At 36.2% G+C, this 16984-nt stretch carries 14 protein-coding genes; 6 read left to right on the top strand and 8 right to left on the bottom strand.

The window, feature by feature from the left end; genetic code table 11:
• The first annotated feature begins 112 nt into the window (after positions 1 to 112).
• From OZP11_RS22370 to OZP11_RS22355, 4 genes are all read left to right on the top strand, one after another.
• Entirely contained in the window at positions 113 to 1075 is a 963-nt protein-coding gene (locus tag OZP11_RS22370) for a zinc metalloprotease (protein ID WP_281232702.1), read from the top strand.
• A 110-nt stretch (positions 1076 to 1185) separates the two neighbouring features.
• Positions 1186 to 2277, top strand: coding sequence for an AI-2E family transporter (locus OZP11_RS22365; protein ID WP_281232701.1), 1092 nt, complete (start codon positions 1186 to 1188; stop codon positions 2275 to 2277).
• A gap of 3 nt (positions 2278 to 2280) precedes the next feature.
• Entirely contained in the window at positions 2281 to 3462 is a 1182-nt protein-coding gene (locus OZP11_RS22360; RefSeq protein ID WP_281232700.1) for a THUMP-like domain-containing protein, read from the top strand.
• A gap of 2 nt (positions 3463 to 3464) precedes the next feature.
• On the top strand, positions 3465 to 4031 hold the full coding sequence (locus tag OZP11_RS22355; protein WP_281232699.1) for a hypothetical protein: 567 nt from the start codon (positions 3465 to 3467) through the stop codon (positions 4029 to 4031).
• Here OZP11_RS22355 and OZP11_RS22350 read toward each other — a convergent pair whose 3' ends face one another.
• Positions 4032 to 4685 carry a M15 family metallopeptidase gene (locus tag OZP11_RS22350; protein ID WP_281232698.1) on the bottom strand — a complete coding sequence of 218 codons (654 nt, stop codon included), beginning with the start codon at positions 4683 to 4685 and terminating at the stop codon, positions 4032 to 4034. It lies immediately after the preceding gene.
• A 79-nt stretch (positions 4686 to 4764) separates the two neighbouring features.
• Here OZP11_RS22350 and OZP11_RS22345 point away from each other — a divergent pair, with 79 nt between their 5' ends.
• Complete coding sequence (locus OZP11_RS22345) at positions 4765 to 6513, top strand: CocE/NonD family hydrolase (RefSeq protein WP_281232697.1); 1749 nt, start codon at positions 4765 to 4767, stop codon at positions 6511 to 6513.
• A gap of 177 nt (positions 6514 to 6690) precedes the next feature.
• Here the strand turns inward: OZP11_RS22345 and OZP11_RS22340 are convergent, their stop codons facing one another.
• Together OZP11_RS22340 and OZP11_RS22335 are read right to left on the bottom strand one after the other, a co-directional pair.
• Positions 6691 to 7794, bottom strand: coding sequence for a fatty acid desaturase family protein (locus OZP11_RS22340; RefSeq protein WP_281232696.1), 1104 nt, complete (start codon positions 7792 to 7794; stop codon positions 6691 to 6693).
• Between the two features lie 102 nt (positions 7795 to 7896).
• Positions 7897 to 8718, bottom strand: coding sequence for a phospholipase A (locus OZP11_RS22335; RefSeq protein ID WP_281232695.1), 822 nt, complete (start codon positions 8716 to 8718; stop codon positions 7897 to 7899).
• A gap of 130 nt (positions 8719 to 8848) precedes the next feature.
• Between OZP11_RS22335 and OZP11_RS22330 the strand changes: the two genes are divergently transcribed.
• Positions 8849 to 9298 (top strand): GNAT family N-acetyltransferase, encoded by a 450-nt coding sequence (locus OZP11_RS22330; RefSeq protein WP_281232694.1) that lies wholly within the window; start codon positions 8849 to 8851, stop codon positions 9296 to 9298.
• Positions 9299 to 9317: 19 nt separating this feature from the next.
• Here the strand turns inward: OZP11_RS22330 and OZP11_RS22325 are convergent, their stop codons facing one another.
• The 5 genes from OZP11_RS22325 to OZP11_RS22305 all read right to left on the bottom strand — a co-directional run bounded on the left by OZP11_RS22325 (position 9318) and on the right by OZP11_RS22305 (position 16980).
• On the bottom strand, positions 9318 to 10460 hold the full coding sequence (locus OZP11_RS22325) for a cytochrome-c peroxidase (protein ID WP_281232693.1): 1143 nt from the start codon (positions 10458 to 10460) through the stop codon (positions 9318 to 9320).
• 30 nt (positions 10461 to 10490) lie between these two features.
• Positions 10491 to 11999, bottom strand: a complete 1509-nt coding sequence (locus OZP11_RS22320) for a DUF6850 family outer membrane beta-barrel protein (protein ID WP_281232692.1) — start codon at positions 11997 to 11999, stop codon at positions 10491 to 10493.
• 10 nt (positions 12000 to 12009) lie between these two features.
• Positions 12010 to 13224: a DUF4876 domain-containing protein gene (locus OZP11_RS22315; RefSeq protein ID WP_281232691.1), complete on the bottom strand. Its 1215-nt coding sequence runs from the start codon at positions 13222 to 13224 to the stop codon at positions 12010 to 12012.
• Positions 13225 to 13251: 27 nt separating this feature from the next.
• Positions 13252 to 16074 carry a TonB-dependent receptor gene (locus OZP11_RS22310; protein ID WP_281232690.1) on the bottom strand — a complete coding sequence of 941 codons (2823 nt, stop codon included), beginning with the start codon at positions 16072 to 16074 and terminating at the stop codon, positions 13252 to 13254.
• Between the two features lie 339 nt (positions 16075 to 16413).
• Complete coding sequence (locus OZP11_RS22305) at positions 16414 to 16980, bottom strand: type 2 periplasmic-binding domain-containing protein (protein ID WP_281232689.1); 567 nt, start codon at positions 16978 to 16980, stop codon at positions 16414 to 16416.
• Positions 16981 to 16984 lie beyond the last annotated feature (4 nt).

Here is a 16984-nt window from a genome sequence, read left to right as displayed (position 1 = left end):
AAAATTCCCACAAATAATTCATTATAAATATTTGGCTACAAAATTATTTTGTTATAAAATTGCGATCTGGTTAACCAAAACTAATATTTTATAACAAAAAACCCCGATTATTATGAAAAAAGTTATCATTACTGCAATTACAGCATTAGTGCTGTTTTCTTGTCAAAGTGACCAAACCGAAGCTGCCAGCACAGACGCATCTGCACTAGCCAGCCGTCGTGCCTGCGCAACTCAGGATGTTCTTGATGCACAATTAAAAGCAAATCCTGCTCTTGCAATCAAAATGAATCAAATTGAGGCATTTACTGCTGCACATTCTGATGGAAAATTCACAGGCCGTTTAGTAAACGGCAAAATCGAAATTCCCGTTGTGGTAAACGTTTTGTACAGAACAGCTGCACAAAACATTTCTGATGCCCAGATTCAGTCTCAGATTGATGTTTTAAACAAAGATTTTAATGCGCTAAATTCTGATTACAACAACGTACCGGCTCTTTTTGCAGGTGTAAAAGCCAATATTGGTATTACGTTTGTACTGGATCAGGTAATTAGAAAATCGACTACAAAAACTTCATGGGGAACTAACGATGCAATGAAAAAAACAGCTCAGGGCGGTATTGCTCCTACTTCACCAACAACTAAACTTAATATGTGGTCCTGCACAATTGGAGGCGGTATTTTGGGTTACGCACAATTTCCAGGCGGATCGTCTGCTACAGATGGTGTTGTAATTGATCCTCGTTATTTTGGATTATCAGGTGCTGCAAATGCTCCTTTCAACTTAGGAAGAACAGCAACTCACGAAGTAGGACACTGGATGAACTTACGCCACATTTGGGGAGATGCAACCTGCGGAAGCGATTTAGTTGCTGACACACCTACTCATAACGAAGAAAATTATGGTGTTCCTGCTTATCCGCACTACAGCACCTGCTCTGGTACTCCGGTAGAAATGACCATGAACTACATGGATTATGTTGACGACGCAGCTATGTACATGTTCTCAACTGGCCAGAAAAACAGAATTGCAGCTATATTTACAACTGGAGGAGCAAGAGCTTCTTTTGCACAATAGTTGATAAAAAACGAACACAAAAGCGGGATGAATCATCCCGCTTTTTTTGTTTGAGCACCTATTTTAAAATGCTTTTTCCTATATTTATCATCTAAATTTTAAATTTAAACATGATAACATCAAAAACTATTTCGAACGGAATTTTAAGAGCTTTAGCAACGATCTTAATAATTGGTATCGTTTTATACTTTTTATATGAAATACAAACTGTAATTGTTTATTTGTGTGTTTCTCTTCTATTATGTCTTATTGCCAACCCGCTTGTGCAGTTTTTAAGACAGAAACTAAAATTTGGTAATTCTCTTGCCGCCACAATGACGATTATTCTTTTTGTTTTACTGCTTACCGGTTTTATCTTTTTATTTGTGCCGCTTATTATTTCGCAGGCCAATAATCTGGCACTTTTAGACACTAACCAGCTGCAGACTCAGTTTATGGAAACAGAGCAGAGCATCGAGGCTTACTTTAATATTCAGCATGTAGATCTGAATAAAGTTTTAAGAGATTCCAAAATAACCTCTATGCTGGATTTTACTTATTTTACGGGTTTTATAAATTCGATCCTAAACTTTTTAGCCGATATGGGAATGGGACTGGTTTCGGTTTTCTTTATTACTTTTTTCTTTATTAAAGATCAGGATGATTTTAAAAACACAGCCCGAAAAATTCTTCCGGACTCAAACGAAGACAAAATCCTTAATTCAATTACCAAAATAAATCATTTCCTGACACGCTATTTTATTGGGCTTTTACTGCAGTTAACCGTTGTTTTTATCTTATATTTAATTGTTCTGCTAATATTTGGAAACAAAAATGCATTTGTAATTGCCTTCCTGTGTGCTATTTTAAATATCATTCCGTATTTAGGACCTATTATTGGGACTGTTCTGGCGGCACTTTTAACTATGATTAGTTTAATTGGACAGGATTTCCAGTCAGAAATTTTACCAACGACTATTTATGTCGTTATCGGCTTTTTATTGGTACAGGTTATCGATAATAATATCAGCCAGCCAATAATTTCTTCAAAAAGCGTAAATTCGCATCCGCTGGAAATATTCCTTATTACTTTAATCAGCGGTATTACTTTTGGAATTGTCGGAATGATTATCGCAATTCCTCTTTTTACGATGATTAAAGTGATTTTAAAAGAATTTTTCCCGGATAATAAAGTCATATCTATTTTAACCGAAAGAATTTAAACTTTGAACACTTCTATTTTAAGCAAAAGCATTCAGGATTTTATAACGCTGAATAGCAGTGAATCAATAACAAAATTAGCGCTTCAAAAAAATCCGTTCCCGGAGGTGGAATGGATTTTAATTTTAAACCAGATTGAAGCCAAAGGAAAAGCAAAAGACAAACTGCCGGCCTGGTTTGCTGCAGAGAATATAATCTATCCTTCTAAAGTTTCGGTTGAGCAGACCTCATCAGAAAAAACGGCGGCATATAAAGCTTCTTTAATCGAAGGAAAATCGCTGATTGACCTTACGGGAGGTTTTGGTGTTGATGATTATTATTTTTCGAAGAAATTCGAAACGGTGTCTCACTGCGAAATAAATGAAGATTTGTCTGCCATTGTAAAACATAATTTTGAACAATTAGGCGTAAAAAACTGCTTTTGCTATGCGGGAGACTCTTTAAATATCCTGAAAGAATCCAAATCAAAATGGGATTGGATTTACATTGATCCATCCCGAAGAAACGATGCAAAAGGCAAAGTTTTTATGCTGAAAGACTGTCTGCCTAATGTGCCGGAATTACTGGATTTTTATTTAGAAAAAGCCGATTCTGTTTTAATTAAAACCGCACCTTTGCTCGATATTACAGCAGGCTTATCTGAACTCAATTTTGTAAAAAACATTCATATTATCGCTTTAGAAAATGAGGTCAAAGAACTTCTTTTCGAAATTCATAAAAATTATTCGGGCGAAATCACCATCAAAACCGCTAATATTTTAAAAGAGAAAACTGAAACTTTTGAATTTGTTTTAGGTTCCGAGACTGAATTTCCGTCTTACAATCTGCCTCAAAAATATTTGTACGAACCCAATTCGGCAATTATGAAATCGGGAGGGTTTGACGAAGTGAGTACTGCCTTCAAAATACACAAACTGCACAAACATTCTCATTTATATACATCTGAAACTCTGATTGATTTTCCGGGAAGGAGCTTTGAGGTCGAAAAAGTAATTTCGTACAACAAGAATGAAATGAAAAACGAACTGCAGAATCAGCAGGCGAATGTTACGACCCGCAATTTTCCTGAGACAGTAGAAAATATTCGAAAAAAGTGGAAAATAAAAAATGGAGGAAATATGTATTGTTTTTTTACAACTGATAAAAATGATAACAAAATAGTTTTAATTTGCAGAAAAATTACTTAAAAATGAAACAACTAATTACACTAACTCTTTTTTTATTAACGATTACCGCATTTGCCCAAAAGCCATGTGAATACAGTGCAAACGTAACGGATTCTATTGGTACTTACAAAATAACAAATGAATACCTGATGAGCGAAAAGTATTTTGGAGGAAACTTTAATTATGTTTTTTTCGCACTGGCTCAAACGGATGGTCTGCCTACTTTAAATTTACAGCTTATTCAAAAGAGTAACGATTTTATAAAGGCGAATTGTTTTGATAAAAATTCGAAGGTGTTTTTACAGTTGGAAAACGGAAAAATCGTAACCCTGATGCACATCAATCAGGAAAACTGCGGTACTTTAATTCGTGATGACAAAGGGTTTGACAATCGTATTACGACCGGGATTTTTATGTTTATGAAAGATAATTACGAAGAGCTTAAAAAATCGCCAATTTCGATTATGCGAATTAAATACCTGACTAATACCGAAGATTATATCGTAAAAAGCGAACTTACTTCTGAACTTACAGGCAAGGTTACCAAACCTAACACGTATTTTATAGAAAATATCAGGTGTGTTGAATAATTATTCGCAATTCCATTTTTGGTTTGAAAGTCCTTCTTTTAAACCGGCTTTTAAGTTGTAATGCCACCATTCTGAATCGAATGAATTGAATCCGTTCTGGATCATTACTTTTTTCAGGAATTTACGGTTTGCAAGTACTTGTTTAGAAAATTTAATATAGTTGTGACCTGCTTCGGGACCAAAAAAATCAAAAGTGGTTCCCATATCCAGTTCTTTACCGTTCAGGTCAACTAACGAAATATCAACGGCTCCTCCTCTATTATGGATGGAGCCTTTTTTTGGATCAGCCACATATTTTGGGTTCGATACAATTTCCCACATCTTCTTCTGGATCGATAAAGGACGGTAACAATCGTACAGCTTTATTTTATATCCTTTTTTAATAAAATCTTTATTGGCTGCAACCAATGCTTTAACGGTTTTTAAGCGCAGTAAACATTCGGCACAATCGTATACTTTGGCTTTCAGAAAATTATCTTCTGTGGCATACTTCATATCGTAGACAAAATCTTTACTGTAGTTTTTTAGGTTTACAAAAGTTGTATCAGGAATCTGCTCATGTGCCGGAACCTCGTAGGCTTCGTGCTGCGCATTTACGGTAAGCATTGAAAATGAAAACACTAAAACAAAAAAGGTTTTTATAAAATGTAACATAAAGTTATAATTTGAGTCTATCTTAAAAAGTAAATATATAAATTATAATTAAATTCGTTCAATTAGAAAACTTACTATTATGCACAGAAGGGTATCATTTTTAATTTTGAGTTTATTTTTGGTTATAAATTCTGTTTCAGCACAACAGACTAAAAAAGCACAGACAGCAGATAAAGAGAATAATTATGATATTCAGGACAGTGTTTCAATCCGCACCCGGGACGGCGCTTTTTTATCGGCCATGATTGCCCGTAAAAAAAATGATACTGAACCAAAACCTGTTATTCTACAATATACCATTTATGTACGTGATAAAGGCAGGGACCTGAAATCGATAAAAGAATCTGTTGATAAAGGCTATATCGGCATGATTGTATATGCAAGAGGAAAGCGTTTCAGCCCCAATGAAATTAACCCATATGAAGATGAAAGCACCGATGTTTATGATGCAATCGACTGGATTAGTAAACAAAAATGGTGTACCGGAAGTGTGGCAATGTTTGGAGGCAGTTATAACGGCTTTACACAATGGGCTGCCTGCAAAAAAATGCATCCGGCGCTTAAAACCATCGTTCCGTATGTCGCTAACCGGCCTGGAATGGGGCATCCAATGGAAAATAATGTTTTTATAAATCCCAATTACGAATGGGCCTTTTACGTTGGTAACAGTAAATATCCTGATACCGTTGCAGGAAATGACAGAAAGCGTTTTAGAACTATGCAGTTTAAGTGGTGGGAATCCGGAACGGCTTATAAAAAACTGGACAGCATAGACGGAGTTCCAAACAGATGGTTTCAAAAATGGATCAGTCATCCTTCATTTGACGTGTATTGGCAGAAAATGGCACCTTATAAAACCGAATTTTCCCAAATTAATATTCCTGTTCTGGCTTTTGACGGTTATTATAATGATTCTCAAAACTCGAGTTTGTATTACCTAAGGGAACTTGAAAAATACAGCCCCAAAACGCCTTTTTATCTTGTTATTGGACCTTACGGACATTTTGGAACACAAATTGGCGGCGAAGCGGTTCTTTATGATTATAAAGTTGATCCCGTTTCTTTGATTGATATTAAAAAAATCACGTATCAATGGTTTGATTATATTTTGAAGAAAGGACCAAAACCTGAAATTTTAAAGGATAAAATCAATTATGAAGTTATGGGGGCAAATGAGTGGAAAAGCGCTTCTTCATTTGAAAAAATGCAAAATGGTTTCCTGACTTTTTATCTCTCAAACAGCAAGGAGAAAGGTTTTTACAAAGCCCTTTCTGCAAAACCCAAAAAACAAGAATACCTAACTCAGGAAGTTGATTTTGCCAACCGTGAAATCAGCAATAACGATTATTATCCGGACCCAATCATCAAAAAAGAAGTGAATTTAAATGATGGCTATTTCTTTATAAGTGAACCTTTAACCGAACCGCTTCTTGTAAATGGTTCTTTTTTAGGCGAAATTAAAGCCGGCATCAACAAAAAAGATCTGGATCTGGGTGTAACACTTTATGAAGTAACTCCCGAAGGAGATTATTTTCATCTCTCTTATTATATTGGCCGGGCGAGTTATGCAAAAGATATTGAAAAAAGACAGCTTCTTAAACCGGATACAATCGAAACGATTCCATTCTCAAACACACATTTGGTAAGCAGAAAGTTAAAAAAAGGAAGCCGTTTATTGATTGCTCTCACAGTAAATAAAAATGCCTTTTCGCAATTAAATTACGGAACCGGAAAAGAGGTAAGCGAGGAAACAATACGCGATGCTAAAGAACCTCTTAGAATTAAATGGTACACGGATAGTTTTGTAAAGATTCCGGTTTTGAGGTAAAAGAGATTCGAAATACGATCGGGAATTATATTTTAGCAAGAATCATACAATCTTTTTTATATAATGCCTACGAGATATTTTGTAAGGAATAAAATATTGGTAGAAAATAATGCGATATACATTTCATTTTTACTTCCAAACATTCTTTTTCTTTTTAAAACTCCGGAAAACAAAATCCTAAATCTCCCCCGTCATTAAAATATTTTCTTTCACACCTTTATTCTTCAGCATTCTGAAATGAGACCGCACGGCATGATAAAACGGATAAGAAGTATACGGAAGATCATATTCTTCGGCATAACGCATAATTATGGGTGTAATATACGGATAATAGGTATGTCCCACTCCTGGAAAAAGATGATGTGCTACGTGATGCGTAAAACCTCCGTATAAGAAATTTGCCAGTTTGCTGTTGGTGCTGAAATCTTTGGTTACAATCATCTGGTGCACTGCCCAGGTAGCCGAAAGATTTCCGTCTTCATCGGTTCCGGGAAAATGAGCATCTTCATCAACATGTGTCGAAACCAAAGCTACTACTCCAAGTACGCTGCCTGATAAATGCATCGCAAACCATCCGCCTAAAACCACATACCACGGCTGATTAAGGACAATCATGGGTAGAAAAAGAATGTAGAAAAGATTAATGATTTTGGCAGCAAATAAAATAAAAATCTGCTTTGCTGGAATTGTATCTACTACTTTCTTGACGTAATTATTTTTTGTTCCGAAGAAATCCTTAAAGTCGCGGATGTAAATCCAGTTCAGACTATACAGCGGATAAATAAACCACATATAAATGTGCTGGAATTTATGATACCCAAAAAGCGGACTATTAGGAAAAATACGGATAATATCGCTTTGTTTTATATCGATATCCCAATCAGGAACGTTGGGATAGGCATGGTGCAGATTTATATGACGGCGCATCCAGAGCCAGTGATTGCTTCCAAAAAGTTCTAAAACGTACAAGAACCATTCGTTGTGTTTTCCTTTTTTAAACAAAGCGCCGTGTGCGGCATCATGAAAAGCATTTATAAAAAGTACAATCATGGTAAAACCGCACAAAATGTAAAAAAGATAGAGTAAGGACGTATTGTTCCCAAAAAATAAAATCCCGCTGTAGAACACAAAAAACACAACAAGAAGACCTAAAGATTTTATGACATTTAAACGGTACAATGATGCGTCCTGCAAAACAGTTTCGTTTACTTCTGTGCGCATCTTCTTAAAAAAATCATCAGTACCGGCTTTCAGATAAACCGGGCGTTTTAATTTTTCCATAATCGTGTTGGCTAGAATTGTTCTATCAAATGTAAGAAAAAAAGTTAAAAATCACTAAAACAATCATTTACAAATCATTCAGTTCTTTCAACCGGAAAAAATCTAAAAAATCCCCATGTTTTCGGGTTTAATGGTAAAACCTATTCGCAGCATACTTCTGTGTTCCTGATAATCGATTAAACTCTCGGTATATCCCACAAACCATTGCAGGGTGAGATAATAATTTTCGTCTTTGTAAGGTCTCCAGTTCAGCTGTGTCTGCAGTGAACCGTATTTCATAACACCGCTTCCTTTTCTAAAAAGCACATCGGCGCTCCATCGTCCGGGTTGTATCTGATACGTTGCGCTGGCTTCCCCATAACCCACATATTGTGTTAATCCCGGATTGTCTTCTTTATCAACAAGCGGAATCCATCCGCGAAGCCCAACAATCCATCTCGGCGAAACCTGCGATTTTAAGGAAAACGCAAGCATATTCCAGGTTCTTGAATAGATAGAATCCCTTCCGTTTGATTCGTGCTCCAGAGAAATGGTTCCGTAGGTTAATCGGTCTCCTTTTAAATAAAACGGACGCACAATCGCCACACCGGGATTAAAATTGATTTCTGAAAAGGGTTTTGAACTGGCATAAATATCCCAGAATGCTTTCTGGGTGTACATTAAGTAGGGGAAAAAACCGCCCCATAATGGTTTTGAATTTAATCGAAGTTTGAAACTTACCTGATATTTTACATCGGCGGTGTTTCTGGTGATATCGGTATTAAGAGGTACACCGGTTAAAAAGTAATTGTCGCGGTGGACAGAAAAACTGGATTCTTTAAGTAATGAATCGGCGGCGCGGAAATTTTTTTTCTCTTCTACAATCTGCGATTTTGATTGTATTGAAAACAAAATGAGAAATATAAACAGGTATTTTGAGTGCATTCTTAGCGTAATTTTTAGGTTATTTTTAAAGCCTTTTACTCTAAGTTACACTATTTTGTCAATGATTAAAAGTTAAAAATGCAGTTTTATTGCCGTAATTATTACTTTCGCTTTTTATAAATAAAAAAAAATGGATGCATTTTTAAACACTATTCATAAAGTTCATACAAATGAATACAAAGACTTGCTTTTAGTTTGGGAATCTGCTGTAAAGGCAACACACGATTTTTTAAAACCTGAAGATTTCATTTTTTACAAAGAACTTATTCCTAACTTTTTTGAGCAGGTAACTTTGCATTGCATAAAAAATGAAAACCTTCAGATAACAGGATTTATAGGAACGCACGAAGAAAATCTGGAAATGTTATTTGTGACTGCAGATGAAATTGGAAAAGGCATTGGGAAAAAACTCTTACTTTATGCCTTAGAAAACCTCAACATTACCAAAGTTGATGTAAATAAAGACAACCTAAAAGCTGCTGCCTTTTATAAACATTTTGGTTTCGAGATCAAATCCGTTTCCGATTTAGACGGATTCGGGAAACCCTATCCTATTTTACATTTGGAAATTAAAAAATAACCTAAATAAAAACACAAAATTACCTCAAAATCTGCGGACGCTCCATTTTATATTGTCTTCCTGATAAAGTTTTTATAAAAGAGACCAATGCCTCGATTTCTTGATCATTGAGATTTAAGCGCTGCATTAAAACATCGGTCTGCGGAAATAAAGGATCGGCAGCCTTTTCATTTTCATCGGGATCGATCATGTGCATACCGCTGTTGTACATATTGATAATTCCGGTCATATTGTCGAACAAACCGTTGTGCATCCACGGGCCTGTGTGCATTACATCTCTGAGCGATGGGGTTCTGAATCGGCCTGCATCTTCGGCTTTTTTGGTAATGTTGTAAAGTCCCAGGTCTTCATATTCCCGTTTGTAATAGGTAAGTCCGATATTATGAAATGATTCATCTGTAAGGTATTTTCCGGAGTGACAGTTCATACAGCGTGCTTTGGTACGGAAAAGATGCATTCCCTGAATTTCCTGATCGGTTAACTGAGTGTAATCGCCATCAATAAAAGCATCAAAACGACTTCTTTTACTGCGGATTGTTTTTTGGAAATCGGCCAGCGAATGCAGGATTTTTTCATAGGTAATCTCAGGAGTTCCATAGGCGTTCTGAAACAAAACCGCATAGCCCTTGACTTTTTTTAGTTTTTTAGCCAGCGTTTTCGACTCCATATTCATTTCATGATGTGCCGTAATTGGTCCTTGTGCCTGTTCTTCAAGAGTCAGGGCACGGCCATCCCAAAAGAAAGTTTTTCTGGCTGCAATATTGTATAATGACGGCGTATTTCTCTGTCCCTGCAAATGATCATTCCCAAGAGATTTTTCTCTCCCATCGCCCCAGGCCAGTTCCGGATCGTGGCAGCTGCTGCAGGAAATCTGATTGGAACCTGAAAGTTTAGGATCAAAGAAAAGCATCTGACCTAAAATAACTTTCGGCTCACTCATGGTATCGTAATAACTGGTATCGATAGTTAAAGATTCAAATTCCTGCCAGGTTACACCTTTATCAATCGTTGGTTTTGGCCATTCTTTGACCGGTTTACTGTATAATTCGCGTAAGTCAGAATGGGTTATCTTCTCGCAAAATGCGGCACTAAAACTCAAAAGTGAATAGATAAACCCGATAAAAAGTGTAAAAAAAAGAGTTTTTAATAATAAAGGTTTCATTAGATAGCAAATAAAGATTTGATAGTCCTGTTAAAATGTCAAACCCACAGACATCTGGAAACAGGTATTGTTTTTAGTATTAGAATATTGGTAATAATCGAGATCTGATTTAATAAAAAAATTAAGATCTGTATCGTATTTATAATCCCATCGCGCTGCAAGACTTGCTTTGGCATAATCAGAAGATAGGTACGAATAATTATAATCGAGCATATCAAAAATGGAATTGTCCTTTCGTTCGCTTAACTTCATTTCTGAATCTAAAGCTACACTGTACTCAAATCCTGCGAATAAGCTGATAAGCGATTTTGACAGAAGTTTTGATGCTGAAAGATCCAGCCGCCCAATTGCCTGTGTAATATCCATTTTCCTAAGCGGATCAATATATTTTTCGACTCTGTTTTTCAAATTAAAACCAGGCGAAACCGACCATGAAAATTCGGGATTGGGAATATAGTACAATCCTGAAATTCCAACAAATGCGATCTGGTTAGTATATCGATCGGCTTCAGAAATTTTGATGTATGAAGTCGTCGATTTATTATCAAATATATTCTCGGTTCCTGTTCTGTCTGTATAATATCCTTGGATTTTTGCACCATAGACCTGGGTTTCTGATTTCTTAAGATACGAAACTTCTCCTTCAAACCGCTTTTCTGAAATAGTCGATGCTACAAGGTTCTGAAATTCGGTCATTATTTTTTCATAATCAAAATGGTTATATCCTACTGATAAAACAAAACCATTTTGATCCTTTGGAAACAACTGCAAATTTGCCCCATAGCCTCTTCCGTCATAAAAAGAACTCAACTTATTCCCCGTCAGCAGATTATTATAAACACCAAGCCCCGTCATGTGATAAACGGCAGGCGCTCCCAATTCGCTAAAGAATTTCAGTGCGTTAGATTGTGTATATTTCTGAAGGTTAACAGAAGTTCCAACAGCATAATGATTTCCAATATTTTGAGAAATCCCAGCCTGAACATTAAGGTCTGAAACCGTATTTTTAGGCCTTGGATCAATATCGCGGTATTCCAGTAAAGCCCTGTACGCCGCAGCGATTCCGATTCTAGTTTTAGAGAATGATTTTGAATAACCGCCTTTAAAAGCGTATTCTTCAAATGAAATATCACCGCCTATAGAATCAGCCGTTACGTAGGGATAAATTACATTATAATCTGAGCTTTCGTTCCAATGCACATTTTTTCGTTTTCCGTTCTTGTAATATGCATTTCCAAAAACCGTATTTCCGGAATCGATCTTGTAATACGATTGTGCATTAATAAGAAACTGATTGATGCCGTTTCCTAACTGCTGTAAATTAGTCTGTTCTGACTTCGTTGTATATCCGGCACTTAATTCAGACAAAGAATAGGTACGTGCAAAAGGAAGATTGGCAGGATTTACAAACAATGTATTTGAAAAATTACTCGCAGGAGAAATATTTTCATGAATACGAACCAATACCGAAGTACTGTCCTGTGCATGCAAAATACCAGAACTGAAAACAAAAAACAGAAATAGGGAACGAAAGCTCATGATTAGAGTATTAATTCATTAAAGATGGTTTAGCCTCAGGGCTGAAATCTACTGTTGAATTATTGGTGTCTTTTAAGATTTTTTTACCGTTTGAAGCTGTTGAAAGCGTTTTACGACGTACACTTTTTCCGTAACGGGTGGCATCAGAATCTACTTTTCCGCAGTAGGTCCATCCCATATCTAATGACGGAGCTGTAACAATCCACTGAAATTCTGATTCAACACTTAAATTTACCGCGTCGATAATCCATGCATTCGGAATAGAATATACACTTTCGCCCATTGGGTACGTTTCGCCTCCAAATACCAGATTATATTCATAATCATACGTATAATCCGTTAAATAAGCTGTTTTGCTTACTGCTGCCGGCATACGGGCGATTACAAAACTTCTGAAACCTCTGTTATGGATTACCATAGATGAAAATAAATTTTCCATGTTTGGAACAGCAGGATTGTCAACATCGTCTGCATCTTCGGTATAAAATTCAAAAGCTGCAGGTCTCATATCCATTGAATTTGGGTTGTATTCTTTATGATTGATGGCATCTTCGGCAATAATAAAATATTCGCCCGGAGCAATTGGATACGTTGTACCATTACCCGGAACAACAGCAATAGCATTTGCAGCAAATGACTGTGCCATAATATTTGGCGTATATTCCTGTTTATCGGTTGTCATAAATTCAGACTGTGCGATCATTAATCCGTCAGCGTACAATGTTTTGTCTGTGTTGTTGTAAATTCTGAAATATTTATCGCCCAAATATTGTTTTCCTTCGGCCGTTCTGGTTCCGGTAAAGAATACTTCTTCAATTAAAAAATCAGATTGTGTTGTTTTTAGAAAAAGATTTAAAGAAACCGATGCTGCAGAACCTGTAATAACAACTGATTCTTTGTAACCGCTTACAGAAGCTTCTGCCGAAGTTCCGTCTGCTTCATATTTAATTTTTCCGTCAATTGAAATTTCATAAGAACCTTCAGCCAGTGAAATCGAAAGATTATTTCCTGTAAAAGAAGTGCTCTGAGTTACTTTACCGGTATTTAATTCTTTAAAAGAAACCGAAAGACCGGAATACGAAACACTGCTCAAATCATCCGGATTTACAACAGTTAAGGTTACAGCGCTTTGTCTGTTTCCTTCATTATCATCGTCTTTTGAACAGGATTGTAATATCGCCATCACGGCTATCGTAAAAAAAATGGGAAGTAATTTAATTTTCATAATTTGGATATTTATTAATATTAAAAGTTAAAAATTCAGGTTGAGTTCCATACCGAAATAAGGTGAATTAAGTCCTCTCCGCTCTATTTTCTGACCGTTTATTTCGTAGTTTTGATAGTAACTGAAAAGTCGGTTAACGAACATGGAGATTCGGAATTTCTTATAGAAATCTTTAGAAACTTTCAGGTTCATATTCATCGACATCGGAATGGTTCTTTTTTGAAATAAAGCGTCATTGTACTTTATGTCCAGCCATTGCAGGATAGGATCTGATTTATCTATTTCGAGGTACGGATGTTCTTCTCCGGAAGGGTTTATATAGGAAACAGGCGTTCCGTTCATTGGCGTTGACTGACTGCTGCTGAACCACAAAAACTGAAACGAACCTGAAAATTCCATTCCCAATGACGGAATATAAGTATCGGCAATTACATTGGTATTGAACTGCTGTCTTTCAGAACCTTCATCCCGTTGATAAAGACCTATATAAGGCATTCTTTTTCCGTCGATAATAATATCTTTTTGTCCGCTTTTATAAACCGGACTGCTATTGGTATAAGTCGTTTTAAACCAGGCACCGTTTAAAGTAAACCTTGTATTGATTTGAGAAAAACGTTTGGATGAAAACTGAAATTCTATCCCGTCTTTCAGCAGGGAACTTCCATTATTGGTAATGCTGTAGGATGTTAATAAAGTTTCCATAACATAAGTCATATCGGCAAGATCAGGCTGTGAGGTTAAAGTTGAAGGATCAATAGAATTGTTATCGTATTTTTTATAAGAAAGTGCCTGATACCTTGAACCGTTTCTAAAACCCGAATGCATACGTTCGTTAAAATAGGTTACCGAAAAACGATTGTTATCATACGAAAAATCAGCTCGGACTTCCCACTTTTTATTAATCGCCGGAGCCAGATTATAATTTACTGGCAGTGTTTTATAGGTCATTAAATTGATTCTCCGGTATGCCGGATTATCATGATAATAATTAAGCTGTACCAAATCATTGTATATAAAATCAGGATATAACTGTGCCAGCGTAGGGAATTTGGTGTACTGCCCTACTCCTGCCGTAAGCTCAGCTTTTAAGGCATGACTGCCTATTCGAAAAGACGGAAGCGCCCATTGTGCATTCACTCTGGGATCAAAATAATATTTGCCGGAAACTGCATAAGCTGACGGAACATTTAGGAGCGACATTGCTCTGATTCCTCCTGCAAGATTCAACTGGTGTTTTCCTAACGGAAATGTAACGGCATCCTCGGCAAAAAAAGAAATATCTGTACTGGCCGGAATGTCTTTGTACGATCTTGGTCGTGTAGACATTTCGGGAGATGGCGGATGTGTGGTATCGTAAACCTGACCTTTTCCGTTGTTTTTAGAATACGTCCACTCAGAACCTGCTTTCAGGGCATGTTTTACTCCAAATAACTGAAGTTCGAAATTCGCCATTGCTTTTAAAAATGCATCAAAAGGTTTTCCGTCGACCGTAAGATTCGAAATATACTGCGGCGTTAAAAAAATCCCATCTGATTCTCCCTGCTCTGTATTATTGGGAATTGCCGTAGCACTGGAAACCTGAACCCATTTGGTCTGTTCAATTTTATCCAATTGTTGGCTTACTGATGTTGAAAGCTGTACTGACTTTAAAAAAGGTGATGTTTTGAAGTTTAAATCGAAAGAATTTACAGCCGAAAATCGGTTATAATCAGAGCTGAAACGGTCAATTTTAGCATAACCCACATCCGGATCTGCCCTTTCGTTGTCGATTGAACCACTGTAATCTAAGCTCGAATCCCATTGCAGCGAATGCGAATTGTTTTCCCATGTTTTCTGTGTACGGATCGATGCGGTAATTCTTTTATAGTTTTCAAAACTATTTCGCGGATCCGGTTTAGCATCCAGATAATCCAGTCCAACATTCAACACAAAACGTTTTGCTTCCGATTCAAATCCTTTTCCAACATAATATAATTTGCTGAATTCATCGGCTTTAAAACGTGATTCCCAGTTTGTGCGGCCTCTTTTTCGTTTTATTTTTATCAATCCGCTGGTTAAATCGCCGTATTCGACAGAAGGAATTCCTCGAACAATTTCTACCCTTTCGATCTGGTCTGTAGAAATAGAGCGCATATCGACTCCTCTTGAAGTCGTATTTCTTCGTGTGTCGGCATAACCGGAACCGGGCGTAACACTCATTCTCGGACCGGTTGTGTATTGCAGATTAGCATCGGTATTAATTGGAATTCCGTCGATTACAAAAGCAGTTCCAAGTGATGAAATATCATAATTAGAATCTGATGTACCGACTTCTCTTAATTTAATGAAATTAGAAGCATTAAAAACCGGATCTTTTGAACGTCCGCCGGGCAGTAATTCCAATAAATCTGTAAAGCTCGAAGGCTGTAAATGCTGCATTGCTTTTTTGTCGATAATCGAAGTACTGGTCATACCGCGTGATTCTGTTGCGGTAATTACGACCTCGTTCAGTTCGATACTCTTCGGGATTAATTCAAAAAAAAGATGCTGTCCGGGAATCAGTTCAATTGTTTTTTCAATTGTTTCGTAGCCTTTATGCGATAATTTTATTTTGTATCTGCCATTTGAAACCGTATTTAAAATCAGGTTACCTAAATCGTCCGACTGTACTTCGTATTTCTGAAAAATGCCATCGGCAGTAAATTGTGCTTCTTTGATGGGAAGTTTAGTCTCAGCATCTTTAATGGTAATCTGAACAGGTTTGCTTGTATTTTGTGAAAAAACAATTTGAATAAAAAAGAGGAATACTAATAAAAATATAGGATTGTTATTTTTTCTAAATTGTATTTTGAGACTATTCTGAAAAGTCATTGTAACGAATTTGGAGCAGTATTCTATTTATAACAGAAAGGCAGTTAATCGTTGCAAATATAACTTAATTTAGACCAGTTAAAAATAATAATCAATAAAATATCTCAATAAATTTAACGGGAAGCCTTGATATTACTGGATTTGTAATATTTTATTGATTTTTCAACATGCATTTTGAGAAAATACGTAAAAACAAGAACCGCTATATGGAGTGGTTTTGAGATTTAAAAATACCACACGGGATATTTTAAACAACGGCAGAAAAAAAACGTCCCATGCAAATATCCCGTAAGAGATTATGCATGAGACGAAAATTCTATTAGATTTCAAATTTTTACATTATTTATCTACAACTTTTACCATTGTAAAATTTATTCCCAACGGATTTCTATTCATTTTGCAGATTAATGGAAATTCTGGATTTTTTACAATCCACATTTCAGTTTGATCAATTTGTGCTTTTACCTGTATCGTTTCAACAGTTTTTCCCTGAATTTGATATTCTTTTTCTGAATCATTTGCAGCTAAAACATAGGTTGTATTATTATAAACGAACGAATTGTTTTTTATCAATTCCTGATATGCCGACCTTGAAATCATAAAGAAAGTTTCATTGGGTTTCAGGTTTAGAACCGGTTCATATTCGCCCTGATTAAAACTTAAGGAATTTCCGTTTTTAACCGCCTCGGGAAGCATTACAATACTGCTTTTTACTCCTCGTGTTTCGAGTTTAAAAGTGAGTCCTTCGTTTTCGGGTTTGGCTGTCAGGGTCAGCGTTCTGGTCTGTCCATGAAGCCTGCATACATAATGAAATTCTGTATCGTTTTTAATTTCCGGGATAAAACTTTGTGATCTTGCATTTTGGAATATCACACATAAAAGAATGGCTAAAATTGTATTTTTCATCTTG

The sequence above is a fragment of the Flavobacterium gelatinilyticum genome, assembly GCF_027111295.1.
Lineage (GTDB): Bacteria > Bacteroidota > Bacteroidia > Flavobacteriales > Flavobacteriaceae > Flavobacterium > Flavobacterium gelatinilyticum.
This window is presented reverse-complemented; position numbering and strand designations above follow the sequence as displayed.